24 protein-coding genes and 1 pseudogene are annotated in these 23,098 nt (G+C 72.6%); 12 read left to right on the plus strand and 13 right to left on the minus strand.

What is annotated here, in order from left to right; translation table 11 throughout:
- Positions 1–14: 14 nt before the first annotated feature.
- On the minus strand, positions 15–1,928 hold the full coding sequence (locus ACZ6JT_RS31315) for an ATP-binding cassette domain-containing protein (protein ID WP_469214930.1): 1,914 nt from the start codon (positions 1,926–1,928) through the stop codon (positions 15–17).
- A gap of 570 nt (positions 1,929–2,498) precedes the next feature.
- On the opposite strand from ACZ6JT_RS31315, the gene ACZ6JT_RS31320 reads away from it, so the two are divergent.
- Positions 2,499–3,680, plus strand: coding sequence for a PP2C family protein-serine/threonine phosphatase (locus ACZ6JT_RS31320; RefSeq protein WP_469214931.1), 1,182 nt, complete (start codon positions 2,499–2,501; stop codon positions 3,678–3,680).
- A 306-nt stretch (positions 3,681–3,986) separates the two neighbouring features.
- Complete coding sequence (locus ACZ6JT_RS31325) at positions 3,987–5,153, plus strand: alanine--tRNA ligase-related protein (protein WP_469214933.1); 1,167 nt, start codon at positions 3,987–3,989, stop codon at positions 5,151–5,153.
- Between the two features lie 27 nt (positions 5,154–5,180).
- On the opposite strand, the gene ACZ6JT_RS31330 is transcribed toward ACZ6JT_RS31325, so the two are convergent.
- A complete protein-coding gene (locus ACZ6JT_RS31330; protein WP_469214935.1) occupies positions 5,181–5,801 on the minus strand; it encodes a TOPRIM nucleotidyl transferase/hydrolase domain-containing protein in 621 nt (206 codons plus the stop codon).
- An 81-nt stretch (positions 5,802–5,882) separates the two neighbouring features.
- On the opposite strand from ACZ6JT_RS31330, the gene ACZ6JT_RS31335 reads away from it, so the two are divergent.
- The 5 genes from ACZ6JT_RS31335 to ACZ6JT_RS31355 all read left to right on the plus strand — a co-directional run bounded on the left by ACZ6JT_RS31335 (position 5,883) and on the right by ACZ6JT_RS31355 (position 10,180).
- Positions 5,883–6,386, plus strand: a complete 504-nt coding sequence (locus tag ACZ6JT_RS31335) for a hypothetical protein (RefSeq protein WP_469214937.1) — start codon at positions 5,883–5,885, stop codon at positions 6,384–6,386.
- 159 nt (positions 6,387–6,545) lie between these two features.
- Entirely contained in the window at positions 6,546–7,295 is a 750-nt protein-coding gene (locus ACZ6JT_RS31340) for a sortase domain-containing protein (RefSeq protein ID WP_469214939.1), read from the plus strand.
- Positions 7,296–7,491: 196 nt separating this feature from the next.
- Positions 7,492–8,031 carry a hypothetical protein gene (locus ACZ6JT_RS31345; RefSeq protein ID WP_469214941.1) on the plus strand — a complete coding sequence of 180 codons (540 nt, stop codon included), beginning with the start codon at positions 7,492–7,494 and terminating at the stop codon, positions 8,029–8,031.
- Positions 8,032–8,131: 100 nt separating this feature from the next.
- Complete coding sequence (locus ACZ6JT_RS31350) at positions 8,132–8,533, plus strand: hypothetical protein (protein ID WP_469214943.1); 402 nt, start codon at positions 8,132–8,134, stop codon at positions 8,531–8,533.
- A 462-nt stretch (positions 8,534–8,995) separates the two neighbouring features.
- Positions 8,996–10,180: a DUF6777 domain-containing protein gene (locus ACZ6JT_RS31355; protein ID WP_469214945.1), complete on the plus strand. Its 1,185-nt coding sequence runs from the start codon at positions 8,996–8,998 to the stop codon at positions 10,178–10,180.
- Positions 10,181–10,599: 419 nt separating this feature from the next.
- Here ACZ6JT_RS31355 and ACZ6JT_RS31360 read toward each other — a convergent pair whose 3' ends face one another.
- Together ACZ6JT_RS31360 and ACZ6JT_RS31365 are read right to left on the minus strand one after the other, a co-directional pair.
- Positions 10,600–11,832 (minus strand): FAD-dependent oxidoreductase, encoded by a 1,233-nt coding sequence (locus ACZ6JT_RS31360; RefSeq protein ID WP_469214947.1) that lies wholly within the window; start codon positions 11,830–11,832, stop codon positions 10,600–10,602.
- Positions 11,833–11,928: 96 nt separating this feature from the next.
- Positions 11,929–12,231 (minus strand): putative quinol monooxygenase, encoded by a 303-nt coding sequence (locus tag ACZ6JT_RS31365; RefSeq protein WP_469214949.1) that lies wholly within the window; start codon positions 12,229–12,231, stop codon positions 11,929–11,931.
- Between the two features lie 101 nt (positions 12,232–12,332).
- Between ACZ6JT_RS31365 and ACZ6JT_RS31370 the strand changes: the two genes are divergently transcribed.
- Positions 12,333–12,686 (plus strand): ArsR/SmtB family transcription factor, encoded by a 354-nt coding sequence (locus ACZ6JT_RS31370; RefSeq protein ID WP_469214951.1) that lies wholly within the window; start codon positions 12,333–12,335, stop codon positions 12,684–12,686.
- A gap of 225 nt (positions 12,687–12,911) precedes the next feature.
- Here ACZ6JT_RS31370 and ACZ6JT_RS31375 read toward each other — a convergent pair whose 3' ends face one another.
- The 3 genes from ACZ6JT_RS31375 to ACZ6JT_RS31385 form a co-directional block, all read right to left on the minus strand.
- A complete protein-coding gene (locus tag ACZ6JT_RS31375; protein ID WP_469214953.1) occupies positions 12,912–13,085 on the minus strand; it encodes a CsbD family protein in 174 nt (57 codons plus the stop codon).
- A 119-nt stretch (positions 13,086–13,204) separates the two neighbouring features.
- The gene (locus ACZ6JT_RS31380; RefSeq protein ID WP_469214954.1) at positions 13,205–13,570 is read right to left on the minus strand and encodes a PRC-barrel domain containing protein; all 366 of its coding nucleotides are present in this window, start codon (positions 13,568–13,570) and stop codon (positions 13,205–13,207) included.
- Positions 13,571–13,979: 409 nt separating this feature from the next.
- Positions 13,980–14,171, minus strand: coding sequence for a hypothetical protein (locus tag ACZ6JT_RS31385; protein WP_469214956.1), 192 nt, complete (start codon positions 14,169–14,171; stop codon positions 13,980–13,982).
- Between the two features lie 187 nt (positions 14,172–14,358).
- On the opposite strand from ACZ6JT_RS31385, the gene ACZ6JT_RS31390 reads away from it, so the two are divergent.
- Entirely contained in the window at positions 14,359–15,453 is a 1,095-nt protein-coding gene (locus tag ACZ6JT_RS31390; protein ID WP_469214958.1) for a mechanosensitive ion channel family protein, read from the plus strand.
- On the opposite strand, the gene ACZ6JT_RS31395 is transcribed toward ACZ6JT_RS31390, so the two are convergent.
- Together ACZ6JT_RS31395 and ACZ6JT_RS31400 are read right to left on the minus strand one after the other, a co-directional pair.
- A complete protein-coding gene (locus ACZ6JT_RS31395; RefSeq protein ID WP_469215031.1) occupies positions 15,450–15,818 on the minus strand; it encodes a maleylpyruvate isomerase N-terminal domain-containing protein in 369 nt (122 codons plus the stop codon). The two genes, ACZ6JT_RS31390 and ACZ6JT_RS31395, sit on opposite strands and share 4 nt — an antisense overlap.
- Positions 15,725–16,102 (minus strand): annotated as a pseudogene (locus ACZ6JT_RS31400) (maleylpyruvate isomerase N-terminal domain-containing protein); the annotation flags it as partial. The gene ACZ6JT_RS31395 and the pseudogene ACZ6JT_RS31400, both read right to left, overlap by 94 nt.
- Positions 16,103–16,287: 185 nt before the next feature.
- On the opposite strand from ACZ6JT_RS31400, the gene ACZ6JT_RS31405 reads away from it, so the two are divergent.
- From ACZ6JT_RS31405 to ACZ6JT_RS31415, 3 genes are all read left to right on the plus strand, one after another.
- Positions 16,288–17,769 (plus strand): FMN-binding glutamate synthase family protein, encoded by a 1,482-nt coding sequence (locus ACZ6JT_RS31405; protein WP_469215033.1) that lies wholly within the window; start codon positions 16,288–16,290, stop codon positions 17,767–17,769.
- 91 nt (positions 17,770–17,860) lie between these two features.
- Positions 17,861–19,603, plus strand: coding sequence for a thiamine pyrophosphate-dependent enzyme (locus tag ACZ6JT_RS31410; protein WP_469214959.1), 1,743 nt, complete (start codon positions 17,861–17,863; stop codon positions 19,601–19,603).
- An 82-nt stretch (positions 19,604–19,685) separates the two neighbouring features.
- On the plus strand, positions 19,686–20,054 hold the full coding sequence (locus ACZ6JT_RS31415) for a PRC-barrel domain-containing protein (RefSeq protein ID WP_469214961.1): 369 nt from the start codon (positions 19,686–19,688) through the stop codon (positions 20,052–20,054).
- A gap of 71 nt (positions 20,055–20,125) precedes the next feature.
- Here ACZ6JT_RS31415 and ACZ6JT_RS31420 read toward each other — a convergent pair whose 3' ends face one another.
- The 4 genes from ACZ6JT_RS31420 to ACZ6JT_RS31435 form a co-directional block, all read right to left on the minus strand.
- Positions 20,126–20,710, minus strand: a complete 585-nt coding sequence (locus ACZ6JT_RS31420) for a DUF2231 domain-containing protein (RefSeq protein ID WP_469214963.1) — start codon at positions 20,708–20,710, stop codon at positions 20,126–20,128.
- A gap of 104 nt (positions 20,711–20,814) precedes the next feature.
- Entirely contained in the window at positions 20,815–21,246 is a 432-nt protein-coding gene (locus ACZ6JT_RS31425; protein ID WP_469214965.1) for a CBS domain-containing protein, read from the minus strand.
- Positions 21,247–21,275: 29 nt separating this feature from the next.
- Positions 21,276–22,580 (minus strand): cytochrome P450, encoded by a 1,305-nt coding sequence (locus ACZ6JT_RS31430; RefSeq protein WP_469214966.1) that lies wholly within the window; start codon positions 22,578–22,580, stop codon positions 21,276–21,278.
- A gap of 67 nt (positions 22,581–22,647) precedes the next feature.
- Positions 22,648–23,088: an actin-binding ADF family protein gene (locus ACZ6JT_RS31435; RefSeq protein WP_469214968.1), complete on the minus strand. Its 441-nt coding sequence runs from the start codon at positions 23,086–23,088 to the stop codon at positions 22,648–22,650.
- Positions 23,089–23,098: the final 10 nt, after the last annotated feature.

Below are 23,098 nucleotides of genomic sequence, written 5' to 3' on the forward strand. Positions count from 1 at the left end.
AGCACCTCATGTCGTCAGCGGTCCTGGGAGAGTTCGTACAGCTCGCGGAAGCGGCCGCCGTCAAGGGCCACGAGCTGGTCGAAGGGGCCTTGCTCCACGATGCGGCCGCGGTCGAGGACGACGATGCGGTCGGCGAGCCGGCAGTTCTCCATCCGGTGCGTGACGATCACCGTGATGCGGTCCTCCTTCATGTCCCGCAGGCCGGAGAAGACCATGTGCTCCCCGCGGGGATCCATCGCGCTCGTCGGTTCGTCCATGACCAGCAGGCCCGGCCTGCGGTGGAAGGCGCGACCGCAGGCCAGCCGCTGCCACTGGCCGCCCGAGGGCTCGTGGCCGCCCCAGACCGAACGGGCCAGCAGCGTGTCCAGCCCGTTGGGGAACTCCTCGACCGTCGTCCGCATGCCCACGGCGTCCAGCGCCTCCCACACGGCCTCCTCGCCGCGGGGGTCCGGCTGGCCGAGGGTGATGTTCTCCCGCGCGGAGAACGGCCAGTACCCGTAGGACTGGGTGACGAGGCCGACGTGCGCCCAGGCGGATCGCTGGTCCGCGTCGGAGGTGGGCACGCCGTCCCAGGAGACGGTGCCGGAGGTCGGGGCGGTCAGAGAGGTCAGCAGGCGGATGAGGGTGGACTTGCCGGCGCCGTTCTCGCCGATGACGGCGACGACCTCACCACGGGCCAGTGTCAGCGTGACGGGGCCGAGGGCCGGGGCGTCCTTGCCAGGGTAGGTGTAGGAGGCCTCCTCCAGCCGGATCTTCTCCGGGGCGTTCTCCATCACCTGCGGGCCGCGCGGGCCGGACCTCTCGGCGGCCTCCTTGACGAAGGTGGTGTAGTCGCCGAGGTAGAGCGCGTGCTGGAACATGGCCGCCCCGTAGACGACGAGCTGCGACAGGGCGGCGGTGGAGGTCCGCATGGCGACGATGGCCGTGCCGGCGGCGGCGATGGCCATGTAGCCGCCGACGACGAGCCCGGCGAGCGCCCCGTACGTCGCCACGACGAAGACCCCGGACGCGGTGGCGGCGAGCAGGTAGACGACGAGGTAGCGGGGCGCGGAGCTGACCATCTTGGAGTCGATGCGCTCGCAGACCGCCGCGTACCAGTGGTGGGCGTAGGGCCGCATGCTGTTGCCGCGCAGCTCGTCGGCGAGCTTCGGGGTGGTCAGGTGCCAGCGCATCATGTGCTTGATGTTGCGGGAGGCGACCGTCTGGTTGTGGAGGCGGTAGTCGAGGCGGGCGGCATACACGGAGCCCAGGCCGCGGGGGACCACCGACAGCAGGAGCAGCGGCAGCAGTACGGGGTGGACCACGGCGAGGACGGAGGCGACCGCGATCATGTCGATCATCCCGCCGGTGAAGCCGAGGGCGTCCTGGAGGAGCATGGCGGAGCGGGCGGAGCCGGTCTCGGCGGCCTCCGAGCGCTCGGTGAAGTCGGGGGCGTCGTAGGCGGCGAGCTCCACGTCCATGTGGGCGTCGACCATGGCGAGGTCGGCGAGGGTGGCCATGCCGGGGTTGAGGCGGCGGGCGGCGCTGCCGGAGGCGATGGAGGCCAGCGCGCCGAGGGCGGTCATCGCACCGGCGACGACCAGCGGCCAGGCGGCGGCCGAGACGCGTTCCTGGACGCCGTCGCCGGCCAGGAGCGGGACCATCGCCCGGGAGATCGCGGCGAGCGCCGCCGCCGTACAGATCCCGCCGAGGATCTGGGCGGCGACCAGGACGTGGAAGGCGGTGCGGTTGACGGCGACGGCGAGCCGCGCGGTCTGCCGGAGGGCGGACGGGACGCGGCGGGCCATGTGGCCGAGCGACAGCGCCTCCATGGCCTCGTTGTGCTGGCCCCAGGTGTACGTGAACTCGGGGGGCGCGGGTGGAGCGGGTGGGGTGGCCGGAGCGGGTGGGGTGGCGGTCTTCTCGTCCTCGGTCTGCTGCTCGGACATGCTCTGTCTCCTTCAACCGGGTTGCTGTGGAGGCCGGTTCGGCTGTACCCGCGCATGGCGAGGAGGCCCGGGTCCGCGGTGTGCGGAGGGGCCGTCGCGGGGTCGCTGCAACGGGGGGAGTGAGTACAGCGCAGGCCGTCGGCCGGAGCAGCGGGATCTGGCCGACCTCGCGCCGGCGGTGCCCTTGGCGCGGCCGCTGATCGTGTCCGGGTGCCGCCGGGCTCCCGGAGCGTGGGGGAGCGCAGGTTGGCTGGAACCGGCCGGTGCGGGGGTCGGGTCATCGGAAATCGCTTGCGGGCTCCGACGGCGGCCCGCAGCTTCGCGACGGACCTACGGGCCCGCAGCCTCGCGGCGTACCTACGGGCCCGCGCCTCGCGGCGTACCTACGGGCCTGCGGCGTCGCGACGTACCCGCGGCCCGCGCCCTCGCGACGTACCCGCGGCCTGCGCCTTCGCGGCATACCTACGACCCGAGCACGAACGCGCCCGAGCGCGGCCGCCCCGCGCGTGGGGAGCCGGTGCCCGAGGACCGGAGTGGCGGCCGCGTGTCCGGGCAAGGCAGGCTGTACTCATGAGAGCGCCCTTGCGCTCGCCCCCGGGACCGGGAGCCGGCGGTCACCACCACGTCCTTTTCGTGATCGCGGAGTGCGTGCCCTTCGCGATCGCCCTGCTGGTGCTCCTCATCGAGCTCACGCCGCTCCACGTCATCTACACCGGCCCGATGCTGGTCGCCACCCCCGCCCTGGCCGCGGTGACGATGGGCCGTACGGGCACGCTCGCGGCGACGGCGGTGGCCGTCACCGTCAGCGCGATCACCGCCACCCACAACAACGCCTGGGGTGGCCAGCAGGTCTACACCAACTTCCTCGCCCTGTTCCTGGTCGCCGGGGCGAGCCTCATGACGAGCGGCGCCGCGCGCACGCGCCGGGAGGGCGAGCTCAACCAGGTCCGCAGGATCGCCGTCGCGGCCCAGGAGGCCCTGCTGCGGCCGGTCCCGGACAAGCTCGGCCCCGTACGGGCGGCGAGCATGTACCTGGCGGCCGAGACGGGCGCCCTCATCGGCGGCGACCTGTACGACGTGGTCCAGACCCGGTACGGGGTCCGGATGATCGTCGGGGACGTCCGGGGCAAGGGGCTGCCCGCCGTACGGGCCGCCGCGGTCGTGCTGGGCGCGTTCCGGGAGTCGGTGCACTACGAGGAAGACCTGGTGGAGGTCGTCAACCACTGCGGGGCGGCCCTGCGGCGGGACGCCGCCGTCGCGGGCGCGAGCGACAGCGCGGTCGAAGGCGACGACGCGATCCTGGAGGCGTTCGTCACCGCGATCGTGGCCCAGGTCCCGGACGGCCCGCACGTCGAGGTCATCAACCGGGGCCATCCGCCGCCGCTGCTGCTCAGCAACGGCACGGTCGTCTCCTTGATGCCCACCCTCCCCCTGCCGCCGCTCGGTCTCGAGGAGTTCATCAGCGGACCTCCCGGGCGGACGGACCGCTACCCCTTCGCCCCGGGTGACCGGCTGCTGCTCTGCACCGACGGGGTCACCGAGGCCCGGAACGACGACGACGTCTTCTTCGACCTCCCCGAGGCCATGGTGAGCATGCGCGACCACACGCGGGCGGCGTTCCTGGAGGGCCTGCACCAGGCCTTGCTCGACCACACCCAGAGCCGCCTGGCGGACGACGTCGCCATCGTCCTCGTCGACCGCCGCGAAGACGAGACGCACCCTCCGGCCGAGGACCCGCCCTGTCCGACGTAGGGTCCGCGGCCGCTGCCGGCCCTCCTGGTCCTGCCCTTGGGCCGCCCTGCCCTGCTCGCGGGCGGCAAATTCGTTCGCGGCGACGGGCGGGCCCGCGTTACGGTCGGCCGCATGAACGTCACCGGCCCCAGCACCACCGCGACCGCGCGAGCGACCAGCTCGCCGGTTGCCGCCGCCTGACCTTCTCTCTCCCCGGCGACCGGACAACGGTCCGTCGGTAGTGCCGTGGCATCCCCGCCCCCGGCCGGACGACTGAACGGTCCCGTTCTCCGGTGCCTCTCCCACGCTGACGCGAAGGACGCACCCATGCACACAGAACAGCTGGTCAACACGTTCGTCGAGTACTTCGAAGAGCGCGGCCACCGCCGCATCGTCGGATCGACCCTGCTCCCGCCACCCGGCGACCCCGTGCTCTTCACCACCTCCGGCATGCACCCCCTCACCCCGTACCTGGAGGGCCGCCCCCACCCCCTGGGCAGGCGGCTGGTCAACGTACAGCGCTGTCTGCGCACCACGGACCTGGAGGAGGTCGGCGACGCCACCCACCTGACGGTCTTCGAGATGCTGGGCACCTGGTCACTGGGCGACTACGACGGTCCGCTCAGCCTCGACTGGGGCTACGGGCTGCTCACTGAGGGGTTGGGCGTCGATCCCGGCCTGCTGCACGCCACCGTCTTCGCCGGCGACGGCCAGACCGGGCCGGACACCGCCTCCCTCCAGTTGTGGCAGGACCGGGGCGTCCCCGTCGAACTCACCGTGGAGGACAACTGGTGGTCCAACGGACCCGTCGGACCGTGCGGTCCGGACTCGGAGATCTTCCTGTGGACCGGTGACGGCCCGCCCCGGTCGACACCCACCCGCGACGACCGCTGGGTGGAGGTGTGGAACCACGTGACCATGAGCCACCGCCGGCTCGACGACGGTTCCCTCGTGCCCCTTCCCCAGCGCAACGTCGACACCGGACTCGGCCTGGAGCGGCTGGCCTCGCTGCTCCAGGGCAGGTCGTCCGTGTTCGAGTGCGACGTCTTCGACCCCTGGCGCCGCCTCGTGCCGCCCCTGTGGCCCCTGGACGAGACATCGCTGCGGGTGGTCTGCGACCACCTGCGCTCGGCCATCGTCGTACTCGGCGACGGGGTGCGCCCCGCCAACACCGGACAGGGTTACGTGCTGCGCCGCCTCGTGCGACGGGTGCTCACCCTGCTGTGGCGCGACGATTCCACACGTGGACTCGGAGACCTGCCGGAGGAAGTGGTCCGGCACACCCTGGACCACTTCCGGCTCGACATGCGGCCCGGGGACGTGCTCCGGATGTTGATCGAGGAGGAGCGCCGGTTCGGCGGGATCCTGGAACGCGGCCGGAAGGTGCTCGCCCGGCCCCGGTTCCGAGGCCCGCTGACCGGGGAGGACTTCCACTACCTCCACGACACCCACGGGCTGCCGCGCGAGCTGGTCGACGGCCTGCGGCAGGAGTGACGACCCGCGGTGTGCGCGGGCCTCCGGTCAGAGGCTCGCGAGGAGGTCGTCGAGTGGAGCCGGCACCTCGTCGAGGTCGAGGGCCTCGACGAGGAGGCGGCCGTAGCGGATCTTGCGGCCCTTCTTCGTCCCGAGGAAGCGCCGCAACTGCTGCTCCCGTGACCGGCCGTGCTGCGCGGGTTGACGCACGAAGGTCTGCCAGGCGCGCAGGTCCCCCTCGGTCTCGACGACCTCCTCGACCTTCGGTGCGCCCAGCGCCCGGATGAGCTCCTCCTCCAGGTCCGCCACGCACACGAAGATCCCCCGGCGGGGCGCCCGCGCCCGGGTCAGGCCGCGGTCGAAGAATCCCTGCTCGCCCGCGTCGCACAGCCCCGCCAGGCGCAGGCCGAGGCCGGGTGGCCCGAGGAGGCCCGCGTACCGGGCCACGCTCATCGCCCCGCCCATCGGCACGACGCACACCCCCTCGGCGGCCAGGTCGCGGCCACGGCGCGCGGCCAGCGTCTCAACGGCCGCGAGATCACTCGGCCCTTCCAGCAGCACCGCCGTCCGCACCCCCAGCCGCGCGGCCAGCTCACCGGCCGGCCCGCCGGAGCCGCCCCCCGCCGCCCAGCCGCTGACCTCGTCCCGGAACACGCCCATGTCCACCATGAGGCGAGTCTCCTAGGTCGGCCGACGGCACGACACGGAATATCGGTACCGGATGATCGCGCGAAACGATGGAATGGAAGGGTGACCGGCTCCGAGATCGACGACGAACCCCCCGACACCGACGACGAACCGCCCGAGACCGACGACGAACCGCCCGAGCACCGGCGCTACGCCCGCTACCTGGAACTCCTGGAAAACGTCCCGGAGGCGGAGGAGGCCGGCCTGCTGGCCGCCGTCCTGTGCGACGACTGCGTGTCGATGGCGGAAGGCGCGGTGAACCACCACCTGGAGCGCCGGGCCGCCCAGCTGCTGACCGACGCCCGTTTCCCGGACTGGGCCCAGGCGATGGCCGCGGTCATCGGGGACCGGGCCTTCCTCTCCCGCCGCCTGCGCGAGTGGACCCTCCTCAGGGCGATCGCCCTGGCCGAGCCGTGGACGGCCGAGGAGGTCACGGACGCGTCCGACTGGTTCCAGCGCACGGCCGTCATCGCGCAGGTCATCACCTCACCCGAGGCCCTCCGCCTGCTCGCCGAGCGCGGCCGCACCCGCCGCGTCCGCAACGCGGCGAGCCGCCGTCTTCAGTGACCGCGTCCGGGCTCGGGCTGATCACGGGCCGGGCGGTCGGGGGAGGGACGTCACATACCGAGACACTTATGGACCTCTTGCTCCGTATGTCACTCTGGCCGCTGAACCGGGTCACCCGCCTGCCGCAGCCCCGGACGACCGACCGACACGGAAGCGCCCATGCACCTGCCGATCCCTTCCCGTGCCGTCCCCGCCGTACTGGCCGGAGCCGTGGCCGCCCTGCTGGCGGCGTGCGCGCCCTCGGTCGCCGCCGGTACCCCGGCACGCCCGCGGACACCCGCGGTCCCCGCCTCGGCCCCGGCCGCCCCGGCCGCCCCGACCACCCCGGCCGCCGCCGCTCCGGCTGCGTCGCGGCCCGCGCCCGTGGCCCCGGGCACCGGCGTTCCGACCCTGGCCTCGACGCTGTCCATCCCCTCGGTGGGCCTCTCGGGACTGCGCGTGATGCCGTACGAGGGCACCACCGACGACGTACCGGGGACCCGCATCCAGAACCTCGGCGTGGCGGCCAGCCCGTACGGAAAGCTGGGCGGCGTCGGACCCGGTCAGGTGGGCAACTTCCTGATCACCGCGCACCGTCTCTCGGCGGGCGGTCCGCTGCGCGACCTGCCCTCCGTGGACGTGGGCGACACGGTCGTCGTGACCCTCGGGAAGATGGAGTACACCTACGAGATCATCGCGACCCGCAATACGTCCTTCCGCTCGGAGCGCTCGCTCGGCGAACAGCGCGCGGCCGTGCCCGGGGCGCCCGGTGCGGCCCCCACCCAGGCCATGATCACGATCTCGACCTGCGCCACGCCCGAGGATCACGCTGAGGGCAACTTCTGGAGCGACGCCCAGGGCAATCCCGAGCACCGCATCGACAAGATAGGCGTGCTGCGCAAGACCTCCGCGGCCACGCCCGCCTCCTGACGCACCGACAGGGCCGCCGGGTGCCCGGCGGCCCGCTCTTACCGACGGGTAGTTTCCAGCCAAATACGGGTATCGCGCTGACATGCTCCTGACAGTTCACGGTGGCTGTGGGACTCTCCCGGCACGCACTCCGCACCCTCTGAGAGGCCCAGCGCCTCGCCCACCCCCACCAGTACGTGGCATGGAGGAGCGAACCATGAGGCACACCCCGCCCATCAAGCACGGCACCCGCATCTCACGCATCGCCGGAATCGCGGCGCTCGTCGTCGCGTCGGCCTTCACCGGCACCGGCACCGCCCTCGCGCACACCCCCGGCGCCTCGGCCGCCGACCAGAAGGTCGACGGCGTGATCGTGGTCGCCGGCAACAGCTGCAGCTGGACCAACGCGAGCACCAGCGCCGCCGCCCCCGCCGCCCTCACCGTCGACCGCACGACCGTCAACGCGCCGGGAGGCAACCTGGCCTGCGGCGGCGGCATCGCCGCCTCCCTCAACAACAACCCCGCCTTCACCTTCGACGACACCGCCGGCACGGCACGGACCGACCTGATCGACATCACCGGCCGGCAGAGCTTCATCTCCTGCCGCTACAAGGCCACGAACATCGTGTGGGACCGCGACGGGACGAGCCGGAAGTACATCAACCGCGCCTTCACCGCCGCCAAGACCTCGGGCAGCTTCCTCTGTCCGGGCTCGGTCAACACCCCGGCCGGGGACGCGTCCATGCTGTTCCGCTGAGACGGCCCCTGCGGCGGACCCCGGCCCCGGGCTCCGCCGCAGAGCCCCGCCGCGGAGCCCCGCCGAAACCGGGCCACGAGCCCACGAATTGTTCGGCCCCGTGGACGGCCGCGAGCAGCGAAGGGCGCCGCCGCCCGGGGGCACGGCCGGCGAGGTCGAGGACCGCACGGTCGCGGACCTGGTCGCCCCGCGTACGGGGGAGCAGCCGGCGCGGGAACTCCAGGCGGCCCGGGAGCCGTTCGAGCGGAGCGAGAACCCCCCGCAAGTCTCCTTACGCACCACCGAAGCGCGAGCGGCCCTCGCACGGCCCGCAGGACTGTCGAGGCGCCTGCACACCGCCGGACACCACGGCGAACTCTCCGATCCCACGCCGAGGACGGTGCTGGACCGCGTGGGGTCCTCCTCCACGCCGACAACCGTGCGCGCGCTGCTCACCGCCCGCTCCCGCTCCGCGCCGCGCCGAGGGAGGACGGGCCGGTCCCACCGGATGCCCCTCTCGTGACGGGGTGCGGGCCGTCGTCTGTCAAGTCCCGAAAGGTCGCGGCATGACGTGGTTCGGGGAAGCGGGCTTACTCGGGAGACGGACGCACGCGTAGTCGGTGGGTCCCTGTCCAAGGTCCAGATGCCCAGGTTCCCCCTCCGGGACGTGGAGGCGTTGACGGTTCGGAAGGAGTGAGCGCATGCGAGTCACCACGGTCTACCCGCAGCCCTGTGTCCGGGGGCGAGCGTCATGACTTCCCTGCCTCCCTCGTCCGAGCGCCCCACCGGCCCGCCGCCCGGCCCGTTGTCGGGCCGTGGCGCGCCCGTGGAGCCCCCGCCCCCGCCGCCCCCTCCGCAGCCATCGGGGCCGCCGCCTCCCTCAGGACCCCCCTCGGGGCCCCTCCCGGTCCCTTCGGCCGGGTCCCCGCCGCCGGCGGGTCGTGGACGGGTGCGCGGGTGGCGGTCGCGCAGGGCCGTACTGAGCGTGAGTACGGCGGTGGCCGTGGTGTCGGCGGTGGTCCTCGGTTTCGCCGTGCTGGGCGGGAACACCGCGGCGGGCGGCGAGGTCTTCCTCCAGGCCGCTCCGGAGGCCGGGCTCGACCCGTTCACCCCGTCGACGGCCACACAGGCCGAGAGCGTCGCCAAGGTGACGCCCATGACCGCGGGCGAGAAGGCGAAGGAGAGTGCGAGCACGGCGCGTACGGCGCACGCCGCGGGCGGCACGCGCACGCTCGAGGTCGACGGCGGATATCCGGGCCTGTACGGGGGGACACGGAACGTCGTGAGCTGTGACGTCGAGAAGCAGATCCGGTTCCTCACGCGGCATCCGGACAAGGGCAGGGCGTTCTCCGGCTCGCTCGGTATCCGGCAGCCCGAGATTCCCTCGTACCTGCGGTCGCTGACGCCCGTCCGGCTGGGTTGGGACACCCGGGTCACCAATCACGGGTACCGGAACGGCGCGGCCACCAAGAGCCCCGGTAAGCAGTCAGGCCAGGGTCCGGGCGAAGGCCACGGGAGGCCCCCTGCCGAGAACCCTGGCAAGGAGCCTGGCGAAGAGCACGGGAAGGCACCCGGGAAGGAGCCGGAGCAGAAGTCTGGCCGGGAAGCGGGCGCGGACTCGGAGAAGCCGCCGGGCAAGGAACCAGCCAAGGCGCCGGGTCAGGATTCGGGCCGGAAGCCCGGCAAGGAATCGGGCCGGAACCCGGACGAGGCCCCTGAGAAGGCACCGGGCAAGGACTCGGGTCCGGAGCCCGGCCGGGAACCGGCGACGGTGCCCGGTCAGCAGTCGGACAAGGGCCCGGGGAAGGACTCGGGGAAGACGCCCGGCCAGGAGCCCGACACGGGGACGGCTCCGGCGAAGGTTCCGGAGCCCGGCACAACGCCCGGCCACGAAACGGGCAAGGCTCCCGCGAACACGCCGGAAACCGGCCAGGCACCGGACGACGCCCCGGACAAGAGTGCCGGCAACGGGCCGGGCAAGGACCCCGGTCCGGATCAGACTCCCGGGAAGGCGCCGGCCCAGGGCTCCGGCACCGGCACCGGCACGGGTCCGGCGAACGCGCCGGGCCGGGAGTCAGGCGCGAGCGGAGGCCAGGATCCCGGCAACGAGCCGGGGCGGCAGCAAGGCGGCGACCCCGGAGGGGAGTCGGGGGAGGAGCAGTCGGGGTGATCCGTCGGTCCGGGTACCCCGGCGATGCTGCTCCCGCTGAGCCACCGCAGGCTGATGCTGCGGTGGCTGCGCAACGCCCGATCCCGTCGCGGGGGTTGGCAGGGCTCCGGGCCGACGGAACAGTGGCCTGGGGCCGGAACCCCGCCCTCGAGCCGCGCGTTGCGCTCCGTACGGCCTTCAGCGCCGTCCAGCCCAGCGCATCGGCCTGCGCCCGGCCAGGGCGCGCGGACATCGCCTGGGGGCGGAACGCGAAGCCCGCTGCGTCTGCCGCTGCCGGCCCGGCAGGCGACCCGGCAGCCCGGCCTGGCCCGGAGCCCGACCCGGCAACCAGGCCCGGCCCGGCAGGCGACCCGGCGGCCCGGCCCGGCAGCCCAGCCCGGCCCCGCCCGGCAGGCGGCCCGGCCCGGCAGGCGGCTCGGTCAGCGCAGTGATTCCTGTGGCGGGCGCTCGCGCAGGGCTCCGTACGCGATGAAGTAGGCCGGGACGCGGTTCAGCCACCGGGACTCGGTGATGAGCTCCGTCATCCGCTTGGCCCGCCGCGCATTGCCGAACGCGGTGCGCCCGGCCAGCAGCGGTTCGATGACCTGGGTGTGGGCGAGGCGCTGGAGGCCCTGGGTCGCCACCGTCGTGGGCCAGCGGCGGCGTTGGACGCGGCGCACGTCGTGCAGCCCCACGGTCCCCTCGCGCAGCGGCCGTACGAGGTGGCGGGCGGCGGCCACCGCGTCCTGCACGGCGAGGTTGATGCCGATGCCGCCGACGGGCGACATCGCGTGGGCGGCGTCGCCGATGCACAGCAGCCCGGGCCGGTGCCAGCGGCGCAGCCGGTCGAGCCGTACGTCGAGCAGCTTCACCTCGTCCCAGGAGGTGAGCGCATGGCTTCGGTCGGCCAGCCACGGGGCCGCGTCCGTGAATCGGGCCATGGAGCGCTCCAGCCCCTCGGCGCGGCGCTCGGCGTCGGTCCCCTTCGGGATGAGCGCGGCGCACTGCCAGTAGTCGCCGCGGTCGATGAGCGCGGTGAAGAACCGGTCGCCCAGGCCGCCCACGAGTCCGCTGGGGTCGCCCTCGTGGCGCGGCAGGCGGAACCACCAGGCGTCCATCGGGCAGGGGAAGTGTTCCAGGCCCAGCTCGGGCAGCGCCCTGGCCAGTGAGCCGCGGCCGTCGCAGGCCACGGTGAGGGTGGCCCGGAGCTCGCCGGTGCTGCCGTCCGCGGAGCGGTAGCGCACGCCCGTGACGCGGCCGCGCTCGACGAGGAAGGAGGTCGCCTCGGTGTCCATGCGCAGGCGGAAGGAGGGTTCGCGGCCGGCTTCGTCGGCGAGGAGGTCGAGGAGGTCCCACTGGGGCACCATCGCGATGTAGTTGTACTTCCCGTGCAGCGCCCCGATGTTCCCGATGGTGACCAGGGACCGGTCCGGTCCGAGGGGCAGTTGCACGGTGGTCACGCGGCGCTGAGGCAGCCGGGCGAACCGTTCGGCGAGGCCGATGTCGTCGAGGAGCGACAGGGTGCTGGGGTGCACGGTGTCACCGCGGAAGTCGCGGAGGAAGTCGCCGTGTTTCTCCAGCACCGTCACCTCCACACCGGCCCTGGCCAGCAGCAGCGCCAGCACCATTCCGGCCGGCCCGCCTCCCACCACGCAGCAGGTCGTGCGCTCCACGGCAACCACTCCCTTCACGGGCCCGGGTGAGCCCCAGAGGAGGTATACCGCACCGGGGGTGGCGGGGCCGGTAGCGCGACCCCGGCCTGACCGGTCCTAGTAGGGGCTGTGCATGGTGAGGAAACGGATGTCGAGGTCGGTCTCCAGGTAGTCCATGCGCCGTTCCCAGAAGGCCCGCATGTGGGGGAGGGCGAGGTGGGCGTCGAGGTCGGCCTGGGAGCGCCATGCCTCGTAGAAGACGAAGGTGCCGGGCTCGTCGCGGTCCTCGTGGAAGTGGTACTCCAGGCACCCGGCCTCCTGCCGGGTCGGCTCGACGAACGACAGCAGGAGTTCCTTCAACTCCTCGGCGCGCTCGGGTAGGGGGCGCGCGGTGCCGACGAGTGCGAACGGCTGGGACATGCAGGGTTCTCCCCCCGATAGGTACAATGAAGGTCGTACCTTCCGCACGCTACCGAACCCATAGGTACGATGCAATCCGTACCTCAAGAAAGGTGTCCCGCATGCCCGACGCTGAAGGTCACCCGGACGTCGAGGAGATCGAGCTCGGCCCGGTGCTCTCCGCGCTGGCGGATCCGCTGCGCCGCCGCGTGGTGCGCGAGCTGGCGGCCGGACCGGACGGCGCGGCACGGACGTGCAGCTCCTTCGCGCTGCCGGTCTCCAAGGCGACCGTCACGCACCACTTCCGCGCGCTGCGCGAGGCCGGGCTGATCCGCCAGGTCGACCGGGGCAACAGCCGGATGGCCAGCCTGCGCCGGGCCGACATCGAGCAGCGGTTCCCCGGACTGCTGCGCATCGTGGCAGCCGAGTCGGTCGAATCGGCGGCGTCGATCGAGTCGGCCGCGTCGATCGAGTAGGCAGCTTCGGCCGCGTCGATCGAGGCGGCAGCTTCGGCCGCGTCGATCGAGGCGGCAGCTTCGGCCGCGTCGATCGAGGCGGCTGCGCCGGCGGAGTGATCTCAGGGGCCGAACGCGCCTCGGTCCCGAACCCCTGACGGGTTCGGGACCGAGGCGCATCCGTGCGGCAGGCGGCATCCGGGCTGCCTCCGCGGTGCGGTTCGCCGCGTCCGCCGAGCGGTCAGGTCACCGCTTGAACATGTCCTTGATCTTTTCCTTGGCCTGGCGGGCATCGCCCTTGGCCGCTTCGGCGCGGCCTTCGGTGGTCAGTCGCTCGTTGCCCACCGCGCGGCCGGCGGTCTCCTTGAGCTTGCCCTTGGCCTGCTCGGCCTTGGCCCGGCCCTTCTCGTTGCTCGCCACAGCTGATCACTCCCTGAGTTGAGGGTGCGGGAAATGCCTTGCTCTCCGCCTCTGACCCCGATCGCGCCCCGCAAACGCGGGCCGGGAACGTGGGCCGCGCGAGCACGCCGGGCACCGGGTCAGGCGGGCGGGACGCCGAACGGCATGCCCGAGAGGTAGTGCGTGCCCAGGGCCTCGCGATGGTCCGCGTTCCCCAGGTGCTCGTCACGGCGGAACTCCGGAGCGGCCTTGATCTGGTCCTTCGTACGGTCCACGTAGACCTTCTCCGCCGAGTGGTCGATGCGGGTCACCAGGCCGGCCGGCAGCAGGACCTCCTTGCCGAGGATCCACACACCGGTGTCGACGACCAGATAGGCGTCGGTGACCTCGTCGGAGTGCTTGTCGACCTTGCCGATGCTGCCGTCGAGCGCCTCGACCCCGTAGCCGGTGAGGTCGGCCGCGAGGTAGTCGACGCCGACGCGGTAGGCCCAGACGTTCTCCGTCATGCGAAACAACTCCTTCGATCGGAACCGTGGCCCCTCCACCCCGTGCTGCCGGGCGCGGAGGAGCCCCCGTCGACGACGCGCCTGCCCGCAGACCCGGGCGTCCACTCCCCTGTCCGCGCATCTCCGCGCTTGTCCGCGGAGCCGCCCCGACCGCTCCGGGCACTCCGAGAAAAAAGGGGCGTTCGATTGTTTGAGCCGCCGGAGACCGGCCATAAGGGTGGTCATGGGAGTCCGCGACGGTGAGCGGCGCGGGTTTCTCCCCAGCGGACCCGGGCCGCGTGGTGGCATCCCCCCGCCATCGCGCGGCCGGGCTCCCGCGTATCCGGGGGTATCCGGGGCCGCCCATTCCGCGCTGCCGGCCGTCGCCTCTCGCTTGACCCGCCACTCTCGCTTGACCGCCGCCACGGCGTCAGCGCCGCCTGCGGACCCGGCCCCGTCCCCGGGCCGCCCATCCGTGGCCGATGCCCGCGACGTGCAGCGCGAGCGCGGCGAGACCGATCAGCGTGAAGTTCGTGGAGCTGAACACTTCGTTGGTGCCGATGCCGGCCGCGTTGATCAGGAAAGCGATGAAGAAAAGCACTGCGGCGACGATGCCGAGCATGTCCGTGCCCCTTTCGGTCGGTGACGGCCGTGTTCCCCGTGCGGGCCGGAACATGAGCGGCCGCTCCGGCCGGATTTCGCCGTGAGACGGAGGGCGTGAAGGGAACCGCTCCGGACCCTCCTGTGTCAGCTCCCTCCCAGCGGGCAGGGGCGGGAACGTCCATGTCACCTACATCCGTTGAGGAGATATGAACAGCGCTCTTCGTGTGCTGTCCGTCCTGGGCGGCTCGATCCTGCTCACCCTCGCCGCCGGTTGGGTCGTCGACCTGCTACTGCGCCGAGCCGACGCACGTCACCCCGAGACGCCCCTGTGGAACCTGCTGCGCCGGTGCCGCAACGCCGTCCTGATCGTGATGTTCGCCGCACTGCTCAGGGGCGCCTACCAGCAGATCGCCTGGCCACCGCTGCAGCACCACGCTGTCGCCGTGGGCCGCGTCCTCTCCCTCACCCTGATCGGCGCGGGAGCCTGGCTGTTGGTGGCCGTGGCCTCCGCCGTCGTCGAGTCGGGGTACGCCCACTACGCCACCTCCACCCGCGACCCGGCCCGGCTGCGCCGCGTCCGCACCCAGGTGACGCTGATCATGCGGGTGGTGACGGTCCTCGTGGCCGTCGTCGCGCTCGCCGCGATGCTCGTCACCTTCCCGAGCTTCCGCGCACTCGGCACCTCCGTGCTCGCTTCCGCCGGCATCATCGGAATTGTGGCCGGCGTCGCCGCCCAATCCACCCTCGGAAACCTCTTCGCGGGCTTCCAGATCGCCTTCGGCGACATGGTGCGCATCGGCGACACGGTCGTCGTCGCGGGCGAGTGGGGGATCGTCGAGGACATCACCCTCACCTTCCTCGCCGTACGCACCTGGGACGAACGCCGCATCACCATGCCCGTCTCGTACTTCACCACCCGCCCCTTCGAGAACTGGTCGCGCGGCGGCATCCAGATGACCGGCACCGTCTTCCTCCACTGCGACCACCGCGCACCCGTCGAGCTCATGCGCGACAAGGCCGAGGAGATCCTGCACAACTGCAAGGAGTGGGACGGCCGTGGCTGGGACCTCGCCGTCACCGAGACGACGCCGTCCACCATCGTGGTACGGGTCATCGTCACGGCCAAGGACCCCGACGACCTGTGGACGGTGCGCTGCGCCGTACGGGAGCAACTGATCGCCTGGCTCGCCGAGAAGCACCCGGACGCCCTGCCGCGCGTCGTACTGGACGCGGCCCCGGGACACACGCCCGCGCCGGACGCCCCCGGAGTCGCCCGCACCGCGCGAGCCCGGACGAGCTAGGGGTGTTGCGAAAGTCCCGCACGGTGCCCGCGGCGCCCGGCACGCACTCTCGCCGCACCGGCCGAAGTCCCGAGTACGCCCAGTACGAGGGCCTTCACCCGGCACGCCGAGAGCACGCACCGGACACCGCGGACACCGCACAGGACTTTCGCAACACCCCAAGGCAGCCCTCGGCCACGCCGTCGATCGCGACGTCCGCCGGCATCGGCTGTACGGCCCCTGCGGGCGAGCCGGGCGTCGTGGGTGTGCACCAGCACCTCGTGCACCCGGCGCCGGGCAACGCCTCGGGCAGTCGCCGGGGATACGCCGGAGGCCCGCCACGGCCGGCACTCCCGCTCCGGGTCGGCCTCGCGCAGCGCGCCCACCAGCAGTCGTTCAACTCGGCGTACCAGGCCGGCAGCGCCTCGAACTCGCGCGGCGCCGCCGCCGTTTCCCGGGCCGGCGGAGCCGCGGCCGGGCCGGCGGCGACGATTGCGGCCCACCGGCGCCGGCCCGTACCCAGGTGCCGCACCAGATCGAACAGCGTCCACTCGGGGCAGGACGGCACCGGCGCCTCGAGGCGGGGCGCGGCGGCAACCGCACTCCGGGACGCGGCCGACCGCTCGTCTATCAGTAGCGGCAGGGCGGAGAACTCAAGACTCTCTGTCACCTCGCTTGCCCATCACCGCAGCTCAACCGACCCCACACCAATCTCCCGTGCTTGGCGCGCGGTCGCCGGGACACAAGCGGGGCGTGCTGAAGATACTCACCCCGATCCTGCCCGGCGCCGCGGCCGCGCTCGCCGCGGTCGCCGCCCTCCTCGTCTCGCCCTGGTGGTGGGCCGTGGCCGGCCCGATGCTGCTGCTCGCCCTGGTGGCCTCGTACGACCTCTTGCAGCGCCGGCATTCCATCCTGCGGAACTACCCCCTGTTCGGGCACCTCCGGTTCGCCATGGAGGCGCTGCGGCCGGAGATCCAGCAGTACTTCATCGAGCCGAACGTCGACGGCCGCCCCTTCGACCGCGACACCCGCAGCATCGTCTACGAGCGGGCCAAGGGCACCGATGCCGAGGAGCCGTTCGGCACCGAGCTGGACCTCCACCGGCCCGGCAGTGAATACCTCACCCCGTCCATGGCCCCGCACCCGGTACGGTCCGACCCGCCCCGGGTCCGGGTCGGCGGACCCGACTGCACCGAGCCGTACGACATGGCCCTGCTCAACGTCTCGGCGATGAGCTTCGGCTCCCTCTCCGCCAACGCCGTCCTCGCCCTCAACACCGGGGCGCGGGCGGGCGGTTTCGCCCACGACACCGGCGAGGGCGGCCTGTCCGAGTACCACCTGCGCCCCGGCGGGGACCTCGTGTGGGAGATCGGCACCGGATACTTCGGGTGCCGTACCGACGACGGGGCCTTCGACGAGCGGCAGTTCGCGGAGAAGGCCGCACACCCGCAGGTCAAGTGCGTGTCGCTGAAGATCAGTCAAGGCGCCAAGCCGGGCATCGGCGGCGTCCTGCCCGGTGCCAAGGTGAACGCGGAGATCGCGCGGGTCCGCGGTGTGCCGCAGGGGCGGACCGTCGTCTCGCCGCCGTTCCACCGCGTGTACTCCACCCCGCGCGAGCTGGTGCGCTTCCTGGCACGCATGCGCGAGCTCGCCGGCGGCAAGCCCGTCGGGTTCAAGCTGTGCGTGGGCTCGCGCCGCGAGTTCCTCGCCGTGTGCAAGGCCATGCGGGAAGCCGACGTCACCCCCGACTTCATCGTCGTCGACGGGGCGGAGGGCGGCACCGGCGCGGCGCCCCTGGAGTTCGCCGACCACGTCGGCCTGCCGCTCGGCGACGGCCTGATGACCGTCCACGACGCCCTCGTCGGATCCGGCCTGCGCGACCGCATCCGGATCGGAGCCTCCGGCAAGGTCGCCACCGGCGCCGACCTCGTCAAACGCCTGGTCCAAGGCGCCGACTACACCAACGCGGCCCGCGCCATGATGTTCGCGATCGGCTGCATCCAGGCCCAGCGCTGCCACACCAACACCTGCCCCGTAGGGGTCGCCACCCAGGACGAGCGGCGCGCCCGGGCCCTGGACGTAGGCGACAAGGCCCAGCGCGTACGGCGCTACCAGGAGGCGACCGTCAAGAGCGCGCTGCAGATCATGGCGGCCATGGGCGTCGACGGCCCCCACCAGCTGCGCCCCCACATGCTGCTCCAGCGAGTGGACCCGCACACCGTCCGCTCGTACGCCGAACTGCGCGCCTGGCTCGCCCCCGGAGAACTGCTCGCATCGCCGCCCGAAAGCTGGGCAGCCGACTGGAAGGCGGCCGACCCCGACCACTTCACCCATTGAACCGGCCATTGAACCGGCCGCCGAACGGCCGACGAACCGGCCACCCGGCGGCCGACGAACGGCCCCGAACCGGCAACCGAAGGGCACTCCCATGGCACGCACCGTCGCCCACGTCATCGTCGACGCACTCGAGGAACTCGGCGTCCAGCACGTCTTCGGCGTCGTCGGAGACGCCTTGAACCCGCTGACCGACGCCATCCGCACCTCCGCCGGCCTGAACTGGGTCGGCTGCCGGCACGAGGAGGCCGCCGCCTTCGCCGCCTCGGCCCAGTCCCAGCTCTCCGGGACCCTCGGCGTGTGCATGGGCACGGTGGGCCCCGGTTCCGTACACCTGCTGAACGGCCTCTACGACGCCGCCAAGAGCCGCACCCCCGTACTGGCGATCTGCGGCCAGGTCCCCCTCGCCGAGATCGGCAGCGACTACTTCCAGGAGGTCGACAACGACCTGCTCTTCCGCGACGTAGCCGTCCACCGGGCCACCGTCACCTCCCCCGAGCAGATGCCGCGCCTGCTCGAATCGGCCGTACGCGCCGCCGTGACCCAGGGCGGAGTCGCCGTCCTGACCGTCCCCGGCGACCTGGGCGACCAGGAGGTGAGCGACGACCGGCCCACACGCTTCGCCCTCGACCGCGCCGTCACCCGGCCCGACGACCCGGCCCTCGCCCGGGCCGCCGAGCTGCTGAACGCCGCCTCCCGGGTGACCCTCCTCGTGGGCCAGGGCGCCCGGGAGGCCCGCACCGAGGTCCTGCGAACCGCCGAGCTGCTGGCGGCGCCCATGGTGCTCACGCTGAAGGCGAAGGAGGGGTTCGAGGACGACAACGCCTTCCAGGTGGGCCAGACTGGTCTCATCGGCAACCCGGCCGCCGCCCACGCGCTCGACAGCGGGGACGTGCTTCTCATGCTGGGGACCGACTTCCCCTACCGCGAGTGGTACCCGAAGGACGCCAAGGTGGTCCAGGTCGACGCCCGCGAGGACCACCTGGGCCGCCGCACCCCCGTGGACGTGGGCTTGGCCGGCGACGTCGGCGCCACTCTGCGGGCCCTGCTCCCGCTGCTGAAGGCGGCCCCGGACCGCGCCCACCTCGACGACGCCCGAGAGCGATTCCAGCACTGGCAGGAGGGCCAGCAGCGGCTGGCCGACCCCGCGCACGAGCACCGCTGGACCGGGAAGCTGCGGGCCGCCCTGGACAACCGTGAGCACGCCATCCGCCCCGAGGCGCTGGCCGCGGCGGTGGACGCGTACGCCGCCGAGGACGCCGTCTTCACCTCCGACACCGGCATGGCCACCGTCTGGCTCTCCCGCTTCGTCACCATGCGCGGCGACCGCCGCCTGATCGGCTCGTACAACCTCGGCTCGATGGCCAACGCCATGCCCCAGGCCCTCGGCGCCCAGCTGTGGGCACCCGAGCGGCAAATCGTCGCGCTGTGCGGGGACGGCGGCCTGAGCATGCTGCTCGGCGACCTCATGACCATCAGGACGTACCGGCTGCCGGTGAAGCTCGTCGTCTTCGACAACCGCCGCCTGGGCATGGTCAAGCTGGAGCAGGAGCAGGCTGGTCTGCCCGAATTCGGCACGGAACTCGACAACCCCGACTTCGCCGCGGTCGCCACGGCCCTCGGCCTGACGGGCATCCGGGTCACCGACCCGGCCGAGCTCCACGAGGGCGTACGCAGGGCCTTCGACACACCGGGGCCGGTCCTGCTGGACGTGCTCACCAACCCGGAGGAAGTCGCCGTGCCCGGCAAACCGACCGTGGCCCAGGGCTGGGGCTTCGCCGTGGCCAAGGCCAAGGAGCTCCTGCCGGGCCGTGACGGGACACCGCCCCGCATCTAGTCCGTGCATCCGGACCCATCCAGGGCATAGGCGGTTCAGGAAGTCGGTTGATCCGTTCACTCACCGGAGGAGTTGTTCTCACGTGACCGAGCATGTGTGGAGTTACAAGTCGACGGCGGGCCACCTGGCAGGGACCGATCTCACCGGCTACAAGGTCGAGGCGGTCGACGGCAGCATCGGCAAGGTCGACAAGCACTCCGACGAGGTCGGTGACGCCTACCTGGTCGTCGACACCGGGGTGTGGATCTTCGGCAAGGAGGTCCTCCTGCCGGCGAGCACCGTGATCTCCATCGACCCGGAGCAGCGGACGATCCACGTGGAACGCACCAAGGAGCAGATCAAGGAGTCCCCGGAATTCCACCGGGACAAGCACCTCGGCGACGCGGACTACCGCGAGCAGGTGGGCCTGTACTACGGCCCCGCCGGGCCCTTCGGCGGCCCGATCGCCTGACCGCCCGGACGGAGGGGCCCGGACTCGCCGAGTCCGGGCCCCTCCGATTCAGCTCGCCCGTCAGCTCGCCGTCAGCTCGCGGGATGTGCTCCGACGGCCTGCCGGTAGGCCACGTGCCCGCCCAGCGCGCCGGTCACGGCCACGGCGGCCAGCCCGCCCAGCGACCACAGCCGGCCCTTGGCCGAACGGCCGCGCAGCCGCGCGGCCAGGGACAGGGCGTAGCAGGTCACCGTGGCCACGTTGGAGGCCGCGTGGGCCAGCCCGACCCGGGCCTGCGCCGGCGGCAGGTCGGCCCAGTCCGCCCAGCCGGCGATCGCCGCCGGGGCGACCCCGACCAGCCCGACGCCCGTGAGGGTCGCCGCCGCACGCTGCGCCCCCGGGACGACCTCCAGTACGGCGGCCGACAGCCAGCAGCCGATCGGCACCTGCACCAGTACGGGATGCAGGGGATGGCCCAGCGGCCGGCCCCGCAGCACATCGCGCATGCCGCCCAACGGGAGCGCGCGGATACCCCGCTGCATCACCCTGATCACCGGATCGGCCACCGCCGTCCGCTCCATCCGGTCCAGGGACTTCAGCCAGCATGCCGATGCCGCACCGAGGAGCGCCGAGGCCTGCCCGGCCGTCTTCGAGGTACCGGGGACGTGTGAGTTCATACCCGACGCCTACCCGGAGCCGCGCGGCCATCCCGCCGCGGCCCCGACTGCACCCGAACGGACGCCGAACGGACGGCCTGCCACCGGCGCCGCCGTGGCGGGCGTCAGGTGCCGGGTTCCGCGGCCGAGATCGCCGCCAGGGCCGAACCGGGGTCCTGTTCCACGGCGAGGTCGCCCAGGGTGACGACGCCGACGAGATCGCCGTCCTCGGTTTCCACGGGCAGGCGCCGCAGCGCTTTGCGACGCATGAGATCGACGGCGTGGTCGACACCGTCGTCAGGCCGTACGGTGACCGGTGCGCTGCTGCAGACGGCCTGCACGGTCGTCTCCGCCGGGTCCCTGTTCTCGGCCATGGCACGCACGACCAGGTCCCGGTCGGTCAGGATGCCGCGGAGCCGGCCCCCGTCGACGACGAGGACGTCACCGATGTCGGCGTCCCGCATCACCCGCGCGACGTCCGCCAGCGACGTCGTCTTCTCGACGGCCACCGGATTCTTGGTCATCACCTCGTGGACACGACGGACACGTCGGGTCATGGATCCTCCCATTGCTGGGCGCCGGTGGCTCAGGACTGGCGCTGGAACCGCCGGGCGCGGTGACTCCGCGGCTGATGTGCGACCTCCATGACGAATCCGCTGCGGGGCCGGGTCGGAATCCGGCCCAGCGGGATGGACAGGTCCTGCTGGGGTACGGCGAAGTCCAGGTCGGCGAGGGCCGGCGCGAGCGCGGCGAGCAGGGCGACGGTGATGTCCTCACCGGGGCAGCGGTGGCCGGTACGTGCGTCGCCTCCGCCCTGGGGGATCAGCAGGTCACGGTCGGGCTCGTGACCGAGGAAGCGCCCCGGAGCGAAGTGGTACGGCCGCTCCCACAGATCGGGATCGTGGTGGTGTCCGTACACGTCGAGGAGGACATGGGTCCCGGCGGGGATCTCGTGATCGTCGAGGGTGGAGTCGTCGACGGCGACGCCTGCGATGAAGGGGACGAAGGGGTAGAAGCGCCGGACCTCGTGGGCGAACGCCCGGGCGTACGCGGACCCACCGGTACGCAGCTGTTCGCGCCCGCCGGGATGGCGGTGCAGGGCGTGGGCGGCGAAGACGGCGAACCACGCGATGGCCACGGTGGGGCGGATGATGTTCAGCAGTTCGGCGGCCGCCGTGTGCGGATCGAGCAGGGTCCCGTCCTGATCGCGGTGCCGCGCGACGGCCTCCAGCGGGCTCCCGGCCACTGCCGAGTGCTGGGACGCGGCGAAGATCCCGTCCGGGTGCGGCCCGGCCGCGCGCAGGTCGATGACGGCGGCGGCGAGGGCCTGCTCCTGGCGGCGCCGGGCGTGTCGGGCCCGCAGCCGCCGGGGCCCGGCCCCGGCGGCCCCGTCGATCATGGTGACGCAGTCGTCGGCGATCTCCCGGGCCGCGTCCTCCGGGACCGGCAGCCCCACCCATTCGCAGATCGCCCGCGTGAGCAGTACGGCCACCTCGTCGAAGAGGACCACCCGGCGCCCTTCCCAACCCGCCACGGCTTCGCGCCAGCCGCGCTCGATGCTCTCGGTCAGGGCACTGAGGGCGTCCGCGGACATGAGGAGGGAGACGAACAGCTCCTTGCGCACCCGGTGTGGCGGCCCGTCCAGACCGTGCACCGCTCCCTCGCCGAAGAGGGGGTCGAGCACCTGCGCGGGGAGGGCGCCGTGCCGCTGGACGTGGCTCGTGTCGTAGAAGAGGTCGACCGCCGCGGGCCCGTGCAGGAGCGCGGCGGGCCGGCCGAACAGGTGGGTGCGGACCACGGAGGCACCGCCGTGGGCGCGGCGCAGGTCGGGGCCCCACGCGTAACCGTGGGCCAGCAGGGACAGGGTGCTGTCGGTCAAGAGAGCGGACATGTTCTGCACCACCTACCTGGTCACCTTCACGGCATGATCACCGGTCTGCTCATGGTCCCGGCCACGTTCATACCGCCTGGGACGCGAGCTCGTTGTAGGCCAGTCGGGACAGGTCCGTGGCCCGGACGGTGACCTGGATGCCGTCGAGGACGTCCTGGAGGACGCGCTCGGCGGAGGAGTAGGCGAACTTGTGCGCGGGCGGCGCCGCGTCGGGGATCCAGAAGATCATCACCAGGTCGCTCCGGCGGGTTCCGTCCGCCGAGGCGAAGTGCAGGTCGTACACGACGAACCTGGGCTCGTCGGCCGGCAGCGACGCCAGCATCTCCTCGTGCGTCAGGTTGGCCTGGCTCTCGACGACCACCGTCTCCAAGGCCTCGTTCAGCCGGTAGACGAGCGTGTTGATCTCCCGTCTGCTCTTCAGCTCCTGCAAGGCGCTCAAGCAGCTGTCGTCCACGCTGATAACCCGGCTGCTCACGGCGATCTCCGATCTCTCCGGGTGCGCTGTCACGTACGCCCCT

The sequence above is a fragment of the Streptomyces sp. NPDC046308 genome (genome assembly GCF_055588065.1).